This window comes from Prochlorococcus sp. MIT 1342 (genome assembly GCF_047304495.1).
Taxonomy (GTDB): Bacteria; Cyanobacteriota; Cyanobacteriia; order PCC-6307; family Cyanobiaceae; genus Prochlorococcus; species Prochlorococcus marinus_D.
On record NZ_CP138957.1, the window covers coordinates 1,684,320 to 1,702,555 of the forward strand.

General features: G+C 48.9%; 23 protein-coding genes and 1 tRNA gene. 14 read left to right on the top strand and 10 right to left on the bottom strand.

The features are described 5' to 3' along the window. The first annotated feature begins 6 nt into the window (after positions 1–6). The 3 genes from SIB79_RS08640 to SIB79_RS08650 all read left to right on the top strand — a co-directional run bounded on the left by SIB79_RS08640 (position 7) and on the right by SIB79_RS08650 (position 2,498). Positions 7–1,290 carry an FGGY-family carbohydrate kinase gene (locus SIB79_RS08640; protein ID WP_063405233.1) on the top strand — a complete coding sequence of 428 codons (1,284 nt, stop codon included), beginning with the start codon at positions 7–9 and terminating at the stop codon, positions 1,288–1,290. 188 nt (positions 1,291–1,478) lie between these two features. Continuing rightward, positions 1,479–1,754, top strand: a complete 276-nt coding sequence (locus SIB79_RS08645) for a DUF2470 domain-containing protein (protein WP_063405231.1) — start codon at positions 1,479–1,481, stop codon at positions 1,752–1,754. Positions 1,755–1,835: 81 nt separating this feature from the next. Further along, positions 1,836–2,498, top strand: a complete 663-nt coding sequence (locus tag SIB79_RS08650) for a ComF family protein (protein WP_063405229.1) — start codon at positions 1,836–1,838, stop codon at positions 2,496–2,498. 134 nt (positions 2,499–2,632) lie between these two features. Here the strand turns inward: SIB79_RS08650 and SIB79_RS08655 are convergent, their stop codons facing one another. Continuing rightward, on the bottom strand, positions 2,633–2,827 hold the full coding sequence (locus SIB79_RS08655; RefSeq protein ID WP_063405227.1) for a hypothetical protein: 195 nt from the start codon (positions 2,825–2,827) through the stop codon (positions 2,633–2,635). A gap of 368 nt (positions 2,828–3,195) precedes the next feature. Here SIB79_RS08655 and SIB79_RS08660 point away from each other — a divergent pair. Both SIB79_RS08660 and SIB79_RS08665 read left to right on the top strand, forming a co-directional pair. Beyond that, a tRNA-Phe gene (locus SIB79_RS08660) sits at positions 3,196–3,268 on the top strand. A 10-nt stretch (positions 3,269–3,278) separates the two neighbouring features. Further along, on the top strand, positions 3,279–3,533 hold the full coding sequence (locus SIB79_RS08665) for a hypothetical protein (RefSeq protein ID WP_063405225.1): 255 nt from the start codon (positions 3,279–3,281) through the stop codon (positions 3,531–3,533). An 8-nt stretch (positions 3,534–3,541) separates the two neighbouring features. Here the strand turns inward: SIB79_RS08665 and SIB79_RS08670 are convergent, their stop codons facing one another. Further along, the gene (locus tag SIB79_RS08670; RefSeq protein ID WP_063405223.1) at positions 3,542–4,012 is read right to left on the bottom strand and encodes a hypothetical protein; all 471 of its coding nucleotides are present in this window, start codon (positions 4,010–4,012) and stop codon (positions 3,542–3,544) included. A gap of 526 nt (positions 4,013–4,538) precedes the next feature. Here SIB79_RS08670 and SIB79_RS08675 point away from each other — a divergent pair. The 3 genes from SIB79_RS08675 to SIB79_RS08685 are packed head-to-tail and all read left to right on the top strand — an operon-like array spanning position 4,539 to position 5,883. Next, positions 4,539–4,727 (top strand): hypothetical protein, encoded by a 189-nt coding sequence (locus SIB79_RS08675; protein ID WP_041384636.1) that lies wholly within the window; start codon positions 4,539–4,541, stop codon positions 4,725–4,727. Continuing rightward, the gene (locus SIB79_RS08680; protein WP_063405221.1) at positions 4,717–5,250 is read left to right on the top strand and encodes a phycobiliprotein lyase; all 534 of its coding nucleotides are present in this window, start codon (positions 4,717–4,719) and stop codon (positions 5,248–5,250) included. The genes SIB79_RS08675 and SIB79_RS08680 overlap by 11 nt, the downstream gene beginning before the upstream one ends. Positions 5,251–5,268: 18 nt before the next feature. Next, positions 5,269–5,883, top strand: coding sequence for a chromophore lyase CpcT/CpeT (locus SIB79_RS08685; protein ID WP_063405219.1), 615 nt, complete (start codon positions 5,269–5,271; stop codon positions 5,881–5,883). Between the two features lie 323 nt (positions 5,884–6,206). Here the strand turns inward: SIB79_RS08685 and SIB79_RS08690 are convergent, their stop codons facing one another. Next, positions 6,207–7,556: a HEAT repeat domain-containing protein gene (locus tag SIB79_RS08690; protein ID WP_063405217.1), complete on the bottom strand. Its 1,350-nt coding sequence runs from the start codon at positions 7,554–7,556 to the stop codon at positions 6,207–6,209. Between the two features lie 399 nt (positions 7,557–7,955). Then, positions 7,956–8,171: a hypothetical protein gene (locus SIB79_RS08695; protein ID WP_063405215.1), complete on the bottom strand. Its 216-nt coding sequence runs from the start codon at positions 8,169–8,171 to the stop codon at positions 7,956–7,958. A 1,166-nt stretch (positions 8,172–9,337) separates the two neighbouring features. On the opposite strand from SIB79_RS08695, the gene SIB79_RS08700 reads away from it, so the two are divergent. After that, positions 9,338–10,258, top strand: a complete 921-nt coding sequence (locus SIB79_RS08700; protein ID WP_063405213.1) for a HEAT repeat domain-containing protein — start codon at positions 9,338–9,340, stop codon at positions 10,256–10,258. A 3-nt stretch (positions 10,259–10,261) separates the two neighbouring features. Here SIB79_RS08700 and SIB79_RS08705 read toward each other — a convergent pair whose 3' ends face one another. From SIB79_RS08705 to SIB79_RS08715, 3 genes are all read right to left on the bottom strand, one after another. Next, positions 10,262–10,774 (bottom strand): HEAT repeat domain-containing protein, encoded by a 513-nt coding sequence (locus SIB79_RS08705; RefSeq protein ID WP_413681064.1) that lies wholly within the window; start codon positions 10,772–10,774, stop codon positions 10,262–10,264. A gap of 292 nt (positions 10,775–11,066) precedes the next feature. Continuing rightward, on the bottom strand, positions 11,067–11,534 hold the full coding sequence (locus SIB79_RS08710) for a bleomycin hydrolase (protein ID WP_011826840.1): 468 nt from the start codon (positions 11,532–11,534) through the stop codon (positions 11,067–11,069). Positions 11,535–11,590: 56 nt separating this feature from the next. Further along, the gene (locus SIB79_RS08715) at positions 11,591–12,136 is read right to left on the bottom strand and encodes a bleomycin hydrolase (RefSeq protein WP_063405209.1); all 546 of its coding nucleotides are present in this window, start codon (positions 12,134–12,136) and stop codon (positions 11,591–11,593) included. Between the two features lie 479 nt (positions 12,137–12,615). On the opposite strand from SIB79_RS08715, the gene SIB79_RS08720 reads away from it, so the two are divergent. After that, entirely contained in the window at positions 12,616–12,822 is a 207-nt protein-coding gene (locus tag SIB79_RS08720) for a hypothetical protein (RefSeq protein ID WP_041384640.1), read from the top strand. A 112-nt stretch (positions 12,823–12,934) separates the two neighbouring features. Further along, the gene (locus tag SIB79_RS08725; protein WP_063405205.1) at positions 12,935–13,654 is read left to right on the top strand and encodes a heme oxygenase (biliverdin-producing); all 720 of its coding nucleotides are present in this window, start codon (positions 12,935–12,937) and stop codon (positions 13,652–13,654) included. Here SIB79_RS08725 and SIB79_RS08730 read toward each other — a convergent pair. Then, complete coding sequence (locus SIB79_RS08730) at positions 13,651–13,785, bottom strand: hypothetical protein (RefSeq protein ID WP_268873549.1); 135 nt, start codon at positions 13,783–13,785, stop codon at positions 13,651–13,653. The two genes, SIB79_RS08725 and SIB79_RS08730, sit on opposite strands and share 4 nt — an antisense overlap. A gap of 97 nt (positions 13,786–13,882) precedes the next feature. On the opposite strand from SIB79_RS08730, the gene SIB79_RS08735 reads away from it, so the two are divergent. The 3 genes from SIB79_RS08735 (at position 13,883) to SIB79_RS08745 (ending at position 16,083) form a co-directional block, all read left to right on the top strand. After that, complete coding sequence (locus tag SIB79_RS08735; protein WP_063405203.1) at positions 13,883–14,632, top strand: 15,16-dihydrobiliverdin:ferredoxin oxidoreductase; 750 nt, start codon at positions 13,883–13,885, stop codon at positions 14,630–14,632. Continuing rightward, positions 14,629–15,402, top strand: a complete 774-nt coding sequence (locus SIB79_RS08740) for a phycoerythrobilin:ferredoxin oxidoreductase (protein ID WP_063405201.1) — start codon at positions 14,629–14,631, stop codon at positions 15,400–15,402. Before SIB79_RS08735 ends, SIB79_RS08740 begins: the two co-directional genes overlap by 4 nt. A gap of 201 nt (positions 15,403–15,603) precedes the next feature. Continuing rightward, positions 15,604–16,083 carry a low molecular weight protein-tyrosine-phosphatase gene (locus SIB79_RS08745; protein ID WP_063405199.1) on the top strand — a complete coding sequence of 160 codons (480 nt, stop codon included), beginning with the start codon at positions 15,604–15,606 and terminating at the stop codon, positions 16,081–16,083. Here SIB79_RS08745 and SIB79_RS08750 read toward each other — a convergent pair. Together SIB79_RS08750 and SIB79_RS08755 are read right to left on the bottom strand one after the other, a co-directional pair. Next, a complete protein-coding gene (locus SIB79_RS08750; protein WP_074161365.1) occupies positions 16,067–17,617 on the bottom strand; it encodes a bifunctional pantoate--beta-alanine ligase/(d)CMP kinase in 1,551 nt (516 codons plus the stop codon). The genes SIB79_RS08745 and SIB79_RS08750 overlap by 17 nt on opposite strands. Beyond that, positions 17,614–18,213, bottom strand: a complete 600-nt coding sequence (locus tag SIB79_RS08755) for a septal ring lytic transglycosylase RlpA family protein (protein ID WP_063405195.1) — start codon at positions 18,211–18,213, stop codon at positions 17,614–17,616. The genes SIB79_RS08750 and SIB79_RS08755 overlap by 4 nt, the downstream gene beginning before the upstream one ends. Positions 18,214–18,236: the final 23 nt, after the last annotated feature.

An 18,236-nucleotide genomic window follows, 5' to 3' on the forward strand; every position in this document is an offset into this window, starting at 1 on the left:
AACCCCATGCCTAACTCGTCCCTGGCGCTCGGCATCGACCTTGGCACCAGCGGCGTACGGCTTGCCGTGCTCAACGAGCACGGCAAGCTGATCCAAACAAGAAAAGCGGACTATCCAAAAGGGCTTGAGAGTCCTGAAGACTGGAAAACCTGCTGCTCAGAGCTGATTCGTGCTTTACCTAGCAGCCTGCGACAAAACCTGGGTGCAATCGCTATCGATGGAACATCAGGAACACTGCTGGCCTGCGACCGCTCTGGCAAACCACTCGACACAGCCCTGCCATATCACCTGAGCTGCCCGGAACAAAGGCCAACACTCATCTCCCTTGTATCCCATGAAGAACCAGCCTCAAGTGTGAGCAGCAGCCTGGCAAGAGCTCTACGACTCATCAGCACACATGGCCCCTCTGTTCTGCTTCGCCATCAAGCGGACTGGATCAGCGGCTGGTTGCTAGACAATTGGTGCTGGGGAGAAGAAGGCAACAACCTGCGCTTGGGCTGGAATTTGATTAATCAGGCCTGGCCTACCAGCTTTGCCGAGACAGCCTGGCGGGCAGCACTTCCTGAGATCGTAAGCAGCGGCAAAGTTCTGGGTACGGTGGCACCTGAGCAGTCCCAAAGCCTTGGCCTACCGAAACAACTCCTCGTAGTAGCAGGGACCACCGACGCCAATGCTGCTGTTTTAACTGCTAATGCAGGTCCCGACGACGGCATTACCGTGCTGGGCAGCACTCTTGTGCTGAAACGTTTTACGGAAGGTCCAATCCGTGGTGCTGGCATCACCAACCATCGCGTTGGCGGACGATGGCTCTGCGGCGGAGCCTCCAATGCCGGGGGCAGCGTCCTTCGACAACTGTTCAGTGATACTCAGCTCAAAGAGTTAAGCCGCCAGATCAATCCAGAGTTCAACAGTGGTCTAATGCTGCGCCCTCTTCCCGGCCCCGGCGAACGCTTCCCAATTGACGACCCCACACTCGAACCACAGCTAACTCCACGACCTGTGAGCGATTCCCTCTACCTCCATGGCCTGCTCGAAGGCCTCGCACACATCGAATTGCAAGGTTGGCAACGTCTCAAAGAACTTGGCGCACCCCCTCCCAAGCAAGTGATCAGCCTGGGAGGGGGTGCCCGCAATCCCCAATGGCGTCGATTAAGAGAGCGGATCCTTGGCATACCCGTCAAGACTTGCACCAACCCACCAGCTGCCGGAGTCGCCCGTCTGGCCTTGCAAGCGATCTCTCCTCAACACAACTTGGTTAGTACCAAGCAAGAAGCGGATCACCAGCTCTGAATGGTGCTAACCAAATGGCATAACCACATTTTGACTGGACTGGTTGTTATGAAGATAAGTTCAATGAGCTTCAATGTGATCAACTAGAGAGACTTCCTTCTTGATCAGCGCTTTGACTAACTCCTAGTGGGAAGAGCTCACTTCAGGCTCTCCAATCTCTAGTCTCAAAATTTCCAACATCACTGCTGATGAGCTCCGATCCCCTCACCCCTGATGTCAGTGCACGCATCTGTCGCCACATGAATGGCGACCATGCCGAAGCTGTTATGAATTATGCGCGTTACTACGGAGGAATTAAAGACCCCCAAACAGCCAAGATGATTTTAATTACCTCAGAAAAGATGGAACTTGAAGTGGATGGGGATGCCTTAGAGATCAAGTTCGACCACACTCTCACCGATAGTGAAGATGCCCATCACACTCTGGTGGCCATGCTGAAAGCCATGCCGAAATCATCTGGCTGATATTGCCTCATAAGGGAACCCTGCCAAAAGAACGAGGGGAATCCTTGCTTCAGAAGCTGAACTGCATTGCTTTCATCCCTGATGCGAGCAGGTCATGCCCTGCTCATGCAACCCCAGTGCCCCATCTGCCGAGCAGCGATTACCTCAGATGCCGAGTGTTCCAAGCCTTGCCTGAACTGTTGCATGAAACTCGATCTACCAGCCGATGGCTTAAGAGGCTTCAGTCCCCTGAACTGGCGGGCGCTGGGTTGGTACGAAGGTCATCTCCGCCGGCTGTTGTTGAATCTGCGTCGCAATCGGAAGCTCTCAGCGATCCACGCCTTAGCAAAACTGCTGACCCCGCTCGTCCCCATCAACGCTGTGCTGGTCCCGATTCCAAGCTGGAAAAGCCTAAGCCGAGCAAATCCTGTACCCCAACTTCTGGCCAGTGGCTTATGCCGTCCCTGCCATGGCCTCTTACGCCGCCGCCATGCAACCGTGGGACAACACCATCTCGACAGACAGCTACGCCAGCGAAATCAAATTCATTCATTCGAAGCGGTGCCAGGCCTTAGCAACAACGCAACTGACTGGTCCTTTCATCGGGTTTGGATTGTTGATGACATCCTCACCACTGGTGCCACAGCTCTGACAGCCAGAAATTGCTTGCAGAATCTTGGCATTACTGTAGGTGGTGCGATCTGCCTGGCAAAAACCCCAAAACAAAAGAGCAAATACAACCCCAAAACCATTCGCAATGGATGAGTCTGGCCAACAGGGCGACTGCCAGTCCAGAGGCAATGTTTAGCTTTAGCCGAAAAGATGCATGGTCAAGAATTAGGCCACGAGTCAAAAGAGCAAACGCCGTCAGAGATACCAACAGGGCATGGCCTTTACCTTCAATTAAAAAGCGCATAGGGCAGGGAATGGCAGAAAGCCAACAGAGCGACAAGATCAACTGCTCGAACACGACACCGAGCCACACCGGCAGCCTGAGTAACCATGAGAATTCCTCTAGCCAGATGGGCCAACCAGGAGGAAACACGCAGACTGATAGCGCTTTGTCCAAAAGACTGCCCCCAGCCCCCGAGCATCAAGTCATAGAAGGGAGGGTGTGAGTCGGTTTTCTGCTAATCGAAGATGGAAAGAACTGCGAGCTAAAACGCCTGAATCACAGTGCGTAGCTCATCACCGCAAAGACTAGAGCGATCGATCAGGCAGAAGGCTTTGATGGCAAAAAACAAGCTCACCATCAAAGCAGGAACGACAACGCCACTGCTGATCTACTGATGAGCTTTGGACTGCCCCCTGAAGCATCATGATCATCGCCGCCAAGACGCGATTGGGTTTGCGCCACAGCAAGGTTGCTGACCCAGCGGCCTAAGGCAATGATTTCATCACCACCCTGGCAAGGCTTTGCCTCACCCAGTGATTTAAGATTCCGAGGTCGCGAAGGCGACTAGCCGGGATAGCTCAGTTGGTAGAGCAGGCGACTGAAAATCGCCGTGTCCCCAGTTCAAATCTGGGTCCTGGCATCAATTTAAGATGCCCATTGCCGTGTCTTTCTCTGCGTCCAACGAAAAGAGCGACCGCCTGTTCAATAATGCAGACAATTTTGCGATGATATTTGATGAGGCCTGGAAGAACTATCAGTCTAAAAAAGAGGTAAATAAGCTTAGTCAGGAGACTAAACTAAATCTAGTCCTAGAAACGATCAAAGACCACCCATTCCTATTGGGATCTCCATCCATTGCCAAAGAAGTGGCTCAATTTCGCATCCGACTTCTTGATCTGATCTAAAAAATAGATCAGGCTAAAAGCAGATTTGTTTGCGCATCCTCCACGCATTGAGTATCGCCAACATCATCGTCAGAAGCCCCATCCCCATTCTCAAGACACTGATCAAAATTCCCCTCTGCCTGGAAATCTTCTGTCTTCAAATTAAAGGTTTGGTCTGATTCACTATTCTCAGGCTTAACCTCTTGAAGGGTCTGCCCTTCTGATGAAATAGCGTAAGCGAGGTTGAACGAGGTACATAGGTCTGGATCAACGTCTAAAAGCCCCTGAAGGTGCCTCACGCGCTCCTCACTATCAACAAGGAGCTTTTTAGTGGCTTCATGGCAGCCATCATCTTTCAAACATTGACTACTCTCAAGTGTCGCGACCCTTTCTTCAAGCTGAATCAGCCTCAAAATCAAGGCCTCACTCAACTGACTAAAACCATGCAGTTGCTTACTAAGCAACTTTTCAAAAGAGGCCTTGTTTTCACTGACCGTCATCAGTTATTTCCTCCCAGAAAGAATCTTGCCGATGGTATCGGTGCCACGCTGCCTGTCCATCTCAGAAGCTTCAACGAGTCAAAGTTGGTTTCATCACTATTCTCCAATTTCTACTCGAGACCAAGACAAGCTTGAGCAGATGAAGCAAGAAGCGATTGACTGGTGGCGTAATTTTCCAGAGATTAGATAGAGCTTGTTTTAGTTAGGGCAATCGCCTGGGTCAATGGCCGGGCAGAGAAAGCGAGCAAGGCGGCCCGCAAGTATTTATACCTAAGCGACCCCTGATTGCTCTTCTTCTCTCGCCTGCTAGCGACTGACAAGGATGAATCTATAGGTTGATGACCTTATATCCAAGCCAAAAAAATCATGAAGCCATGCAAACTGAAAACAATTAAAGATTTTGGCTTCCAGCTCACAGGAAGACACCTCTTGCTTGTTTATCATGGCCAAAGGGAGATGATTTCCCTGCAAACCATTGAGCTGTCGACAGGGCGACAAACTGAACTTTCCATCACCGACTTTCCCCATGCCTCTGTTTCGCCCCCCTTCAAGTGAACAACCGGGTGATCAATCTGCCCTAACCCCCTCAGGGAAAGAAATTCCCATGGCAATGTCGATGATGGTTGACTCCATGGTACGCATGATTCAAAAAGCCAGTGGCAATCAGCCAAGTGGTCAAAACGAAGACTCAAACGAATCTCTTGATGAACATTGAGCAGTTCGTTGCTCAAAGTGAAGGTACATGGCGGTCAATGCGAAGTAGCCATTCACTAGCCTTCCAACAATTTGAGGAAGTACTAAGCGAGATTCGCATCCAAAAGGTCAATAGCGAAGATCCGGAAGTTATCCAACTCCTCAAGTCCACGACAAGTCACAACAGCATGCCCGTATCGCCGTTCAAAATGGAATGGCAAGCTGAAAGTGACTGGGAGCCAAATGTAAAGTCAGAGGTCACATCGGGCTCATGCCTTTTAATACCTATCCCAAAAACCCATGAGAAAGGGGTGATCTTAAGAAGTAGGGGCTATGCAGAAGCTGAAAAAGCTGTCTCAAATTATGAATTCCTATCAGACGGGACTTTCCTGCTGATAACCAAATATGGTCAATCTATTGCTGAGGAGAGAATCTGGTTTGTTTCCAAACACATTCGGTGCCGATCATCAGTTCTACGAACATCAGAAGGCTCAGGGGTCCTGCAAACATCTTTTGCCTCGGAAGTACGCAGGCTAAAAAACTAAAGGATCAACAAAAAAAAGATGCGTCAGAGTTCATTACTGCGTTTCGCCAAAACATTAGCTGCTCACTACAGCAACAAGGAGCAAGCTCAGAAAGATCCAATCCACTTTGCCAGAATCAATATCTACTTTAGGCCACTATTATGGGATGTATTTAAAGGGCCTGGATATTATTCAGAGCAAAGTTACGACTATGATCCATGGCGTCCTTATCGTCAAGGCGTGCATAAATTACTAGCAAATAAAGAAGCATTCATATTGGAGAATTATAGCTTGCAAGAGCCTAAGCGCTTGGCTGGCGCAGGTTTTTACCCTGAACTTCTCAATCACCTATGCGCTGATACGCTCCTTCCGCGACGGGGCTGCTCTATGCACTTCAAGGAAGTAAAACCAAACCAATATCAAGGACAAGTTGAACCTGGTAACAACTGCCTAGTTCCTCGCAACAACACCATGACTTATCTGGTCAGCGAGGTGGAGTTTGATGAAAAAATTTGGATTAGTCGAGATCGCGGATTTGACCCAAAAACACATGAACAGCTCTGGGGCTCAAAGCAAGGTCCACTTCACTTCCAACGTATTGTCAATCTAGGCGATCATCTTAACGAAAGCTGGTTGCGCTCTACCTCACACTGAATTAACACATCAAAGAAACTATTAATGTGTCGCAAGAATGAAATAACAAGAGTGAGAAATCCCATGACAGTTCAATGCATCTATTAACTGTCCCATGAACTCACATCCTGCTTTCCAGGCCCACTAAGCCATTGCCGTTTTTACTTTGCAAAAGCCAGGTCCTCTCGAAAACTTCGAGATAAAAGCATGAAGGAATTAATAGGCTCAATATCTTGATAGTTGACCAGTAAAATAATAATAATAAATAAAGCACTAAATCTATAATTAATACTGCTATCCAAGATTCATGAGCAAGGGGAATCAGCGAACAAAGAAGAATGCCCTTAACTTACAGGAGGAGAAACCCCCATACGATTCATCTCAAGACTGTTAACCTTAGCCCGAACAAAGCGATGTGGGTCCTCCTTACTTCTAACCACATTCTCTACCAATGTGCCCCATTCTTCTACATGAAGCAAAGGCTCAATAGCCAATAATGCTGCATATCGACAGGCCCAGTAAGGAGACTTCTCTGGGTTCAACCATTGAGACAAATAGGAACAACCAATCTCGGGGCTATATTGCATCAGCGTAAGGATGGAAGCTGGCTTAAATTTAATAAAATCAGGCCAACGCCGATCAAGTGCAGAGAAGCATAAATCCTGAATTTTCTGTTGTGCTGTTTCCGGCCAATCGGTCATACATCTAAAAAGAAGCATAAAGAAATAAAGCGCACCATAATCCTTCTTTGCTCGTTCCCAGCATTTCAATAACAAAGGCCAAAGCTCTGTTGGATTGCGACTACGCAAGGTCTGAACAGCAAGATAACAGCGACTGAAATCAGTCCCGAATAGTTCCTCAATCAGGAAGGTATCTTTAGGAGATTCATCATAATGATGCACGAGATCAAGATCATCTGGGTCATCAAGCATCAGCCCATCCAAAATAACCAGCAAATCAAGGCCATTCTTCTTTACCAACTCTTCAGGCCAAAGAGCATTCAAGGCCCGCATGCGAAAGGTCGGAGATACAGGTGCCCTTAAAGTAGCCTTAAGTAAATCAAATTCACCTGCATCGATAACATCCTGAATTGCAAGATGTCGATCCATCTGAACAGGAAGGGCCAGATGCAACTCCAGCTCCATCAGTCGATCTTTTTTGCCGCAAAGCCTAAACACTGCAGCAAGAGCAGCACCACGAACACCAGGCGTGGCATCATCCTGCAAAGACTCAATTCTTGATGCCGCTGAAACCACCCCAAGACAAGCCAGGCTCTGAATCAACACGCGCCGATGCTGCTTGGGATTATCTAGCAAAGACAGCATGACTTGATGTAGATCAGGGTCCTGACAATCCAACTCTTGAAGGGCCCAAGCAGAAATCTCAACCAAATTTGGATCAGTGCTTATAAGGCAGCGACCAATAGCAGGAATTGCAGCGGTACAACGAAGACGAGCCAAGCCCTCAACGGCCTTTTTACGGGCAATCACAACAGGCAATTCAGAGGACTCTGACTCAACAAGGCGCAACAAGGCCTCTTCTGTCATGGGTCCAGGGAATTTGCTTAGGTGAAAGGCTGCCTTGTAGTAATCACTGGCCAACTCCAACTTATTGATAGGCGTACAAAGAATCTTGAGTGCCTCTTCCTGGCTGAGAGATGGAAGATGATCGAATGGGCTCTTCAGCTCTTTCACTAGATCAGAATATGAATGAGGAGCAAGGCAGAAAGGTTAACCAAGTCATTACTCTGGAACACTACATTCCCATCTGAGTCATCTTTTAAGAAATATTAGGCAATCGTGAACTCTACTGTTTTGCGAAAGGTACTAATCTCACGTTAGAGGCATGCCTACTGGAAGAAGCTGGAATAGACAAGTATCGCTACTAACTGATCATGAATTTGAGATTCAATAGAGGCAGCATTCACTGAAATATCTAATCACTAAATTGATCCTTGTCATCTTGCCAAGACCCTCAAAAACCTCTCAATCAATCATTCTCTCCCATAGCAAATAGCCTCAGTGTTGACTACGGAATGACTCTTTATGACTGAGGGGAATCGAAATGTCTGCCCCAATTCAACATAGAAAACACTAGCCAGATTTCAGCAGCCACAATGTGATACATGCTTCGAGCGAAGATGCTTTCATTAAAGAGGTGAAAAAATCATAATACAATGCATAGGTGAATTCATGAGTTGATATTGCCAGCTGTTCAGGGACAGGAGCTTCTGTTTCCAATAGAACGATAGCTTCAATAATGATTGACTGATTCAGCCAGACAAGTTTACTTCTATCTCTTGCAACCAATGCAGCAAATTAGAAAATAACAAAGAATGGCCAGGATTCCACAAATAGCCTCTAAAAGAAGCATCAGCTAAAGAGCAAAACATTAGGCTCAAAGCCATAGCTGCATGAAATCTATGTGCCAACTTAAGCCGCAAAGTATCATGACTCATCCATTACTTGTCGGCAAAGAAATCTACCACCATTAACTTAATGAGAATGCCGCGCTATTGCCCGCCCAATTGAGCTCAATTATGAATAGTTCACGTCGCTCAACCTCAACCAAAGAAGCTATTTCCACTTCCGTACTAAAACCTGTAGCTTTTGATTCATCCATATGAGTCATATTGATCAACAATAAAACATGTTTTGAGATAAAAAAGCTGTGGGAATAAGCAAGGGATTCCATTCTATGGAAATAGAGCGCAGGGCTAAAACTCTTAGTACATTGACTGACATACAATCTGTGAAGGAGTCGAGACTTGCGCAAGCATTGGTAATAGCCTTAAAAACAAGGCCAACTTTCAACCATCCAACAAGGGGGCTGGAGTGCCTCAAGAATCAATTTTGATTCTAAAAAACCAAGCTTCACTGAACAGCTTATCGTCGCTTTACTGACCACTATTATATCGACAAGTCAATCATCCCAAAAGGGGGAACTCTAATGGCTTCAGATCAATGAAATTAAAAACCCTTTTAGCTTCTATCACCATCCTGAAGCTGTTCTAGCTAATGGTAATTATCAAGCTGTTGGAGTCTACAATCTCAGGCATGCCCAAAATTAACTGCTTATCAAGCAAAGCAAACACAATCGCAGGATCCTTTCAAGGTCCAATAACTATCGCAATAACTCTGACCATCCCTTAAACAAATTTATAACAGCTAAGCTTCCAAAGGCAATCAGGATGGCAAAGGGTTTAACTATCTTCAAGGCTAAAAAAACGCAGCAAAACCTTCGATCAGGATCCTTACTAGTGAATTCCAAAAGAATGAAGGCAGAATTTCTAATTACAGCCAAAATCCTGCACAATTCACAAATAGCATCATGGTCTCATTGTTATCCCCTTAGCCTTCTATCAGGCAGGCTTGCATAAAGGCCTTAACCGTTAAAAAAGTGGATCCGTTGATCTCTCGACTCTAGTGATTACCTTGCTCACATCGATAATGCATGCATTCTCAAGTCGACAACATTGACACAGGACCACCCCTTCAGCATCAATACTGACGAGTCGTTGCTGAATGAAGACGAAGCCGCTGAACTGGCCGATGAATTAAAGGCCATGCTCAGACGTGGAGACACGCCGAAAGCCGATGCAGAGCAAATTCAGCGCATGGTGTCTGGTCTTGGCGATCATCGAGGATTGCTTCGACGTACCTTTGCAGAAAGTCTCGGCGTCGTAGGCAAGGCCGCGGTGCCAGCACTTTGTGTGGCCCTACACAAGCATTCCAGTGCCACGGTGAGGCGCGCCGCCGCAAAGACCCTCAAACTGGTGGGCGATCCAAGCACCTTGCCAAATCTCCTCGAAGCCCTTCTCAACGATCCAGACCCTGTCGTTCAGGGATCAGCGGCAGGAGCCATGGCGATTTTTGGTGCCGATGCAATAGAGCTCCTGCTAGAGGTCCTCATGAATCCCAACAGCACAGCAATGCAATGTGGATTCGCTAGCTGGGGGCTGGCCTTTGTGGGAGCTCAAGCACCTGATGCTCTTCGCAATGCAGCCCAATCCGACCATGCAGAAATTAGAGCGGCAGCCATCGCCGGCCTGGGAGAGCAAATACAAGCCTTGGGTGATACAGATGCTCGAGAGCTTCTCCTAGAAGCTTTAGTTGACCCTGCCAGCGATGTGCGTGCTGAAGCAACCATATTGCTTGGCAAGCTACACGAACCATCCTGGGCACAGCCAATGTTATTGGCCAGGCTCGATGATTTACACCCTCAAGTCCGAAAGAATGCAGCCTTGTCTCTAATGAAACTGAAGGCAACGGAAACACTCAATGAACTGCTTGCAAGAAAGTCTGCAGAACAAGATGAAAGCGTCAATAGGGTTTTGCAGCTCGCAATTGATCAGCTTTCGAACGAAGATCTAAAGAAACATAATGATGAAAGCTAGTCATTATTGAGTACTGGGCTTGCCTGCATTACGTTGCTCCAATGTATTGAGAGCATCAATCACGCTCCCTGCCAACAAATCATCAATTAAATCGTCCGCCTGAAGCTCTTTCAAGCAAGCTTCAGCTGCAGGATCATCAACTTCCCCAAGAGCAGTTACTGCAATAGCAGCCAGCAAGATATTCTTACTTTTGCAACTCTGTAGCAGAAGCGGAAGCCCCTGCTTGCCGAGAAGAGATAGAAGCGGAACCACTGTAAGGGTCAACTCAGGGATATCATCCTGTAGAGCCAATTCGACAACCTCCATGGCCTCTTTTGGGAAGGCTTCACCAGGGAACTTAGCTGCCACTTGCACAAAAGCCTTGAGACAACTTGTGCGAACTATTCTAGTCTCATTGGCATGAAATATCTGCGCCAAAGGGAGCAAGGAGCGTCCACCAAATACACCAAGGGCTTTTACAGATGCTCTTCTAAGTTCAATATCCGTCTGATCCAGATTGGCCAGCAGTCTAGGCATTGACTCCTCAGGCCAGTGGCGAGACATTTTCAAATAAGCTTCTTCTTTGATTTGTGGATTTGGATGAGCAAAGTCATCAAATAAATCCTCAAGATCAGGCTTACAGTTTTCATCCTTGCTCATGTATGTAGGCTTAGCACATCTCAAGTCACTAGCGATAAGAGTAATTCAGAAGAGCTTGGTGGAGATCTTTAAATCCAATAGATTCCCAATGCTGTTACAGACAAGGCCAACCAAGCTAAAAAACAAGCTGCGCAGACCTTGAGAGGTAGCCGCCTAAAGGCATTGAGGTTCAGGAGAGAGCATTAATCAGGTAGTTAAGAAGGTCCTTAAACTCGTTGGCAGCTTGCTGATCCATATCACGAGGAACACATACACGCTCACGGATGTAGCTAAAGGCCTCGATGTAGGCAGAAGTAGGGATACCGAGTGTGCGAAACACTTCTCGAACACCGGCAATACCCCACTCATCAAGGGGGCCAGTGCTACCTGCTATCAAGCAATAGTTAATCAGGCGCAAGTAATGGTTGATGTCTCTTGCACACTTGTCCCTAGTTGCAAGGTCATACTTACCATCGCTGTAAACAGCTTTAAGTGCATCAGCAGTCACATTGTCTATGCCAGAAGCCAGCTTCTCAGCAGCTTCCATGCGGGCAGCTGCACGATCGAAGGATGCCTTGACAGCTTTAAGGTCACTTATATCAGGGAAACGACCTGCTGCATCTGCTGCAGTGATCACTGTTGTGACAGCAGATTTCATCGTGTGATTCCTTTTATGGAAGTGTGATAATTAACTTGAATAAAATTACGAATGATTCAGCTCAGGGAGCTGATCACACGATCAAAATAGGAAGCAGCTTCTGCAGCAATACCCTGGCAGTCAGAACCCTTACCAGAGATCCCCTGGAAAGCAGAGGGACCAGAATTTGTATCCGTAATGATAGCGACAGTAGCGGCCTTCATGATCTCAACAGCACGAACTGCGTTCTTAATAGGAACGCCCAGAGCCTCGTAGGTCTCTTTGAGACCATTGAGGCAACGATCATCCAGAACAGATGCATCCCCTGCCAAGAGGGCGTAACTGACATAGCGGAGGATGATCTCTCCATCGCGCAAGCAAGCAGCCATGCGGCGAGTGGGATAGCAGTTACCGCCAGGCTGGGTCATGCCTGTGTTCTCGCAAACCATGCCACTCACTGCATCCGCTGCAATACAAGAAATGTGTTGCGCGATTGCATTGGTTGCATCGATTCGAATGTTGGCATCCGCAACGTGCTGACGAAGAGAAGCCAAATCGGCACTGCCGAGGCAAGCCCCTTTGGCATCAGCACCAACTACAGCGCGAGAGAATGCGTCAAGCATTGGCAAGCCGGACAGGACTGGGGGTTAGGGAGCTTCTGAACCATTAAGGGAAGACTCCAAAAGCTAGATGGACATTACCACTTGCAGATAAACCTCTTAATGCGGGTGACGCCTTAAGAAGCCTGCATTAAAGCGGCAAGACCTTTGCGCTAATGGGTTTTGCCCCCCTTGATTGGACTGAAGACGAACGCAATCGTAAGCCTCTATACCGAAACCCAGCCAATCAGCAAGCAATCACGCAACGGTTCGTCACTGAAGCATCCACGCAACCAAGACACACTGCTTGATCAAACTTTTGGGCTTCGGCACTCCAACAGACTCCAAACCAACCAGAGTAGAAGCAAGCCATGCAAGGCTTCATTGAGTTGCGTTGATCATTGCTCGAAAGGCTCGATGTTGAACTCCTCTAAAGGGGTTCTCTTGCTTGAAATGATGATTAAATATTCAAGTGTAGGCTTAAAGATGAGTGATTAAAGCCAATGCCTGAAGCCACACGAGAAGAGCTACAGGAAACCATTGGGGATCTAAACGCCTATCGCAAGCGATTACGAAATGAAATTATCTCGATTGGGCAAAAGCTAAGGATGCCTCAAAAAAAGATCGACGCCTCATTAGCCGAACATACCGAATTGCAGCGAATCGACTTGATTCTCACTGAGCTCGTCGCACAGCGTGATCAGAATTAATCCAGCCTCATTGCCGTTGCATCCTGTTCAAGTGCGAATCCTTCTTTTAAGGTCTTCCTGAAACTGCCATTTAGCCTCCTAGGGTCAATCAAGACATTCGACTTCAAGCACCTTGGCGGTAGCCCTTGCGAGCCAACTAAGAGAAGGCACCAAGGCCGCCCACACGATGGCCGAGAACACTGGTTTCGTGAGCTGTTTCCTTAAAGGGGTGGTTGATCAGTCCAGTTATCGCATGCTGGTGGCTGATCTCTATTTCGTCTACTCCGCACTGGAAGCAGAAATCGGCGAGCTGCGTGAGCAAAAGCATCCGGTGGTGGCACCTATTGGCTTCCCCGAGCTCAATCGCTGCGAGGCCTTAGAACAAGATTTGATTTTTTATTTCGGCAGCGACTGGCGCAATCTGGCCAAGGCGACGCTGGCGGCTCAGGAGTATGTGGCCCGTATTCATAAGTTGGCGCAGAAGTCGCCTGAGTTACTAGTGGCTCATCACTACACCCGCTATCTCGGGGACCTTTCAGGCGGTCAGATTCTCAAGACCATTGCCCAGAAGGCCATGAAGCTAGGGGGCAATGACGGCGTGCGTTTTTATATCTTTAATGACATTGAAGACACCAAAGCGTTCAAGACTCTATACAGCGCCACCCTTGATAGCCTGCCGATCAATCAGCAGACCGCCGAACGCATGGTCGAGGAGGCAAATATGGCCTTTCACTGCAATATGGCCATGTTCAAGGAGTTGGAAGGCAACCTAGTGGCTGCAATTGGAAAGGTCCTGTTTGGATTCCTCACGAGCCGCCAACGAGGCGGCAGCACTGAGGATGCGGTGGCCTAAGAGGAAAAAGCAAGAGGTTGGCGGAGAATTAACACCTTCAACTGTTCAACACTTTCAACCTGGCTGAGGATGAAATGCTTGCGATCACCAGTCCCTATCAGTCCACTCTTGAGATCGAACGATCTGGGCATGTGATTGGCCTATTCATCAGGCATGCCATGAAGCATCAAACCACTGATCTTGAGAAAATCTTCAACTCAGCCCAAAGAAGTGAGGGATCACATTTAGATGTTTGACCCATTACTTGAGGAACTGCACTCCAGCATCCGAATACAAGGCGGAGAAACTGCAGCAGTTCCTGATGGTCTTAGGGAATGTCGAAACGAGAAAAAAAACAGCTTGATTCGAAGTTGGCTCTGGCAGGTACCAGGGTTCCGTCGCTGGAGGGTCTCACGACTCGATGCAGGGGAAAGCCTTCAGGTCCTCAACTCAGTGGCTTATCCGAACTACAACATTGATCAGCCATTGATGGGATTGGACTTGTTGTGGTTTGGGAAGAGACAAAAGCTAGTAGCGATCCTTGACTTCCAACCCCTCATTCAAGATCAGTCCTACTTAGAGCGCCACTTCCAGGGACTCAAAACCCTCCAAAATCGTTTCCCTGAACTGAGTGGAGAGGAGACGATGCGATTGTTCGATCCCAATCAATACTTCTCCCCCTGGTTACTTTTCTGCAGAGGCGGCGCCGAAAAAGCAACCCACTCCTTACCTGAAGCGTTCAACGCTTTCCTGCACTGTTACTGGGAGCTTCACCAACAAAACAGCGACAAGGCCTCCCTAATACCGGCGGCCGAAGTCAAACAACTACAGATCGCTTATGACATTTACAGCGCTGAGCGGGATCCAGCCCACGGCTTGTTTACGAGTCATTTCGGCAAGGCATGGTCTGATCGCTTCCTACACGAATTCCTATTTCCTGCCAGCACTAAAGCCGATTCATCTCCGCCGGCAGACGCAGACGATGACCTACCTCGATGAAACCCTTACGCCTAAGCAGCCTTGATCCAGTCAGGATGCCCGAATGGCGATGGGCGCCGTTCCTAAGCCATGCCATCAACGCTTTAATACCACTGAAGCCTGAGCCATACCCAGTAGCTCCAGAGTTCCTGCAAAGAGAAGGGGAAACAGGCTCCAAATCTCAACCCATCACGGTGTCAACATGCACCTGGGCTTGCAGAACCAAAAAGTTCAGACAGGTGCGAGCCGCTTGCGTGGAGGCCGGCCGTTCTGCCTCGGTCTTGAATTTCGTGATAAACCCTTATCACACCTTCGATCTTCCCTTCTTCGGTGCAGACTTAGTAACACTTCCATCTGGGCACCTTTTAGCACTGGACTTACAACCAGCAATCAAAAGTGACGAACGCCATACCAAACAAGTCTGGGAACGACTGATGCCAATCTTTGAACACTGGAGAGTTCGCCTCCCTGAGGGAGGGCCGATACCAGAAGAAGCTAAACCTTACTTTTCACCAGGATTTCTCTGGACTCGCCTACCCCTAAGCATTGAAGGGAACCAACTGATCGATGAAGTCATCATGCCAGCATTTAGAGACTACTTAAACCTTTACTTAGATCTTGTCGAAATGGCAGAGGAGGTCTCCCCTCAACGTGCCTTCAAGCTGCTGGAAGGTCAGAAACGATACTTGAGCTACAGAGCGAAAAAGGATCCAGCAAGAGCCATGTTGGCCCGCTTCCATGGTCACCAATGGACCGAGTCTTATATCCATAACGTTCTTTTTGACCTCTAAGAATGCTCTGATCAAGACCCTACAAAGTCTCAAATGAACTCATTGAAAAACGAAATTCTTTTGTGCATTGTTGATTTCAACTCAACAAACCTGAGCCAAGGCAAGCCATCAATAGACTTAAAGCCCCTTGCAAGTGCAATCAAAGATGCCTCCGTGGTATGCAAAGCGATTCACGCTCAGCCTGCAACGCTTGGAGTCTGAATGAATCATCGGCTGCTGTTCGTTTGCCTCGGCAACATCTGTCGCTCCCCCGCTGCAGAAGGGGTTTTCCTGCATCAACTAAAAAGCCAAGGCATGGAACAGCACTTCGTGGTGGATTCCGCCGGCACCGGTGGATGGCACGTTGGCAGGCCAGCGGATTCGCGCATGCGTAGTGCTGCCCAGCAGCGAGGGATCCTTCTACCCAGCCGAGCGCGACAGATCACCCTGGAGGATCTACAGACTTTTGATCTAATCCTCACCATGGACGCAGATAATCTGGCAACTGTTCAGAGCCTCGCCACTGAAGTCGGCCCTATGGCAACTGCCAGGATCGAGCCCATGCTCAGTTATGCCACCAAAACATCACTTGAAGAGGTGCCAGACCCTTATTACGGAGGAGATGCAGGCTTCGAGAAAGTACTCGATCTACTTGAAGACGCCTGTGAAGGCCTGCTCATTGAACTCAGCTCCCAGCTGTAGGCCAAACCTCCTCGGGAACCTGCACTCGAAACAGTTCGATCAAAGTCTCAATCACCTCCTCAATCGTCATGCCGTCACTGATCAACTCAGTGGCATCTTCAGCTTGGCGTAAAGGAGCAACTTCGCGGGTGCTATCCATTCGATCACGTTCCTCGATTTGTGTTTCCAACTCAGCCAGATCAGGAACCGGGAGACCACGATTGTCCAGGTCCAGAGCGCGACGCCTGGCACGTTCAGCCGGGCTGGCGGTGAGGAACACCTTCAACTCTGCATCTGGGAAAACGGCCGTACCAATATCCCGTCCTTCAGCAACCAAACCGCCTCGTACACCCATCCTCTGTTGCTGAGCCGTCAAAGCCTTACGAACACAGCCGTGAGCAGCAACCACTGAAACCGAGGACGTCACTTCCGGCGATCTGATCGCCTCTGTTACGTCATGACCATTGATCCGAACCGTCTGTGCTCCTGATTGAGATGGCTCAAGCTCAAGCTCAAGATTCTCAAGGATGGTTTTCACTGCTACAGGGTCGTGCGGATCAACATCATGTTGTTGAGTCAACCAAGTGACAGCCCGATACATGGCCCCCGTATCGAGGTAGAGCAGGCCAAGCCGTTCAGCAAAGGCTCTTGTCACGGTGCTTTTACCAGCACCGGCAGGCCCATCTATAGCAACAATTGGCTGACGAGACATCAGAAAAGTGTGATCGATGAGACGAGTCTCCCCGCACCGCACAGCCGCCGCCAGAAGGCAAAGCTTGCGGCCAGCATGCAAAGGCTGCAGGTTAAAGGCATCTACCTTTTCTACATACTCAACCTCCAAGCCAAGTTGCTCCCATGCGCACCGGAGCCCTGCAAGATCAACTGCTCGTCCATCCTGAGACTCCCGAGCAGCTCGAGCAAGTAGCTGAGGCAAGGCCAACGCCTGCTGGCGCTGTTGAGTCATGAGGTAACGATTACGGGAACTACAAGCCAAGCCATCGTCATCGCGCACAGTGGCGACCCCATGCACCCGCACCGGCAACCCCAACTGGGCAACCAAATGGCGCAGGATCACCAATTGCTGCCAATCCTTTTCACCAAGCACAAGCACCTCTGGCCGAACTAGAGCCAAAAGGCGAGCCACCACCGTGACCACACCATCAAAGTGACCAGGCCTACTCGCCCCACACAAATGTGCCTGAAGATGAGAAGGAACCTGAATCCTGAAGTGGGAAGAAGCCCCCCCAGGAAAAACCTGATCAACTGAAGGAGCCCAGAGTGCAGAAGCACCTGATCTTGATGCCAACTCACAATCGGCCTCAAGATCACGAGGATAACTATCGAAATCCTCGGCAGGGGCAAACTGCAAAGGATTCACGAAAACACTCACCAACACAGCGGCTGGTTGAAGGCTGCCAAATCCATGAACTGACTTGATCAGCTGGCCATGACCGCGGTGCAAAGCGCCCATGGTGGGTACGAAATGAACCGAAGACTGCTGATGCTTACGCCATTGATGCAACTCAGCCGTTGAACTGAGAACAGAAAAACTCAGCGCAGCACCTCAAGACGCACTTGGGCAATACCACTCGATATCAAACCAAGCTCATGGGCAGCACCATGAGCAAGATCGATGACGCGATGAGCGATAAAAGGGCCGCGATCGTTGATTGTCACAACAGCAGAACGATCATTCCAAAGGTTGGTCACCCTTACCTTGGTACCAAAAGGCAAGCTGCGATGAGCAGCTGTCATTGTGCCTGGCCTGAAAACTTCACCACTTGCAGTTCGGTTTCCGAAGAAGCCCGGGCCGTACCAGCTTGCTTCACCAGTGCTCACTTGAACAACAGTGGGAGTTGGCTTGACAGGTCTGTTGAGCTTGGCAACCGGAACGATTGGTAACGCTGGTGGTGTCTCAACAACTGAATCAACAGTTAAACCAGTAGCGACATCAGCACTGCCTTGATCTGAGCTGCCTTGACTGGCAGACAAAGGAGTCGCAAAAAGCGAGATTCGTTCAAGCAGAGCTTTCTTGACCTGTTCCCTGGTGACCTTTTTGTCGAGGTCAAGATCAAGGGCAAAGGCTGGTAACAGTGCAGCACTGCTGGAGCAAACACCAGCAAGAACAAGAAGCGAAACGGAAAATTTCATTACTAGCAGACGACACTTGAATG

Excerpts from the sequence above, each read along its gene's own strand:
- SIB79_RS08640 (WP_063405233.1), top strand. The coding sequence starts at position 7 with ATGCCTAACTCGTCCCTGGCGCTCGGCATCGACCTTGGCACCAGCGGC.
- SIB79_RS08740 (WP_063405201.1), top strand. The coding sequence starts at position 14,629 with ATGAAACCCTTACGCCTAAGCAGCCTTGATCCAGTCAGGATGCCCGAA.
- SIB79_RS08745 (WP_063405199.1), top strand. The coding sequence starts at position 15,604 with ATGAATCATCGGCTGCTGTTCGTTTGCCTCGGCAACATCTGTCGCTCC.
- SIB79_RS08685 (WP_063405219.1), top strand. The coding sequence starts at position 5,269 with ATGCGTCAGAGTTCATTACTGCGTTTCGCCAAAACATTAGCTGCTCAC.
- SIB79_RS08670 (WP_063405223.1), bottom strand. The coding sequence starts at position 4,012 with ATGACGGTCAGTGAAAACAAGGCCTCTTTTGAAAAGTTGCTTAGTAAG.
- SIB79_RS08730 (WP_268873549.1), bottom strand. The coding sequence starts at position 13,785 with ATGCCCAGATCGTTCGATCTCAAGAGTGGACTGATAGGGACTGGTGAT.
- SIB79_RS08645 (WP_063405231.1), top strand. The coding sequence starts at position 1,479 with ATGAGCTCCGATCCCCTCACCCCTGATGTCAGTGCACGCATCTGTCGC.
- SIB79_RS08715 (WP_063405209.1), bottom strand. The coding sequence starts at position 12,136 with ATGCTTGACGCATTCTCTCGCGCTGTAGTTGGTGCTGATGCCAAAGGG.
- SIB79_RS08710 (WP_011826840.1), bottom strand. The coding sequence starts at position 11,534 with ATGAAATCTGCTGTCACAACAGTGATCACTGCAGCAGATGCAGCAGGT.
- SIB79_RS08655 (WP_063405227.1), bottom strand. The coding sequence starts at position 2,827 with ATGCTCGGGGGCTGGGGGCAGTCTTTTGGACAAAGCGCTATCAGTCTG.
- SIB79_RS08665 (WP_063405225.1), top strand. The coding sequence starts at position 3,279 with ATGCCCATTGCCGTGTCTTTCTCTGCGTCCAACGAAAAGAGCGACCGC.
- SIB79_RS08705 (WP_413681064.1), bottom strand. The coding sequence starts at position 10,774 with ATGCCTAGACTGCTGGCCAATCTGGATCAGACGGATATTGAACTTAGA.
- SIB79_RS08735 (WP_063405203.1), top strand. The coding sequence starts at position 13,883 with ATGTTTGACCCATTACTTGAGGAACTGCACTCCAGCATCCGAATACAA.
- SIB79_RS08675 (WP_041384636.1), top strand. The coding sequence starts at position 4,539 with ATGCCTCTGTTTCGCCCCCCTTCAAGTGAACAACCGGGTGATCAATCT.
- SIB79_RS08680 (WP_063405221.1), top strand. The coding sequence starts at position 4,717 with ATGAACATTGAGCAGTTCGTTGCTCAAAGTGAAGGTACATGGCGGTCA.
- SIB79_RS08720 (WP_041384640.1), top strand. The coding sequence starts at position 12,616 with ATGCCTGAAGCCACACGAGAAGAGCTACAGGAAACCATTGGGGATCTA.
- SIB79_RS08650 (WP_063405229.1), top strand. The coding sequence starts at position 1,836 with ATGCGAGCAGGTCATGCCCTGCTCATGCAACCCCAGTGCCCCATCTGC.
- SIB79_RS08755 (WP_063405195.1), bottom strand. The coding sequence starts at position 18,213 with ATGAAATTTTCCGTTTCGCTTCTTGTTCTTGCTGGTGTTTGCTCCAGC.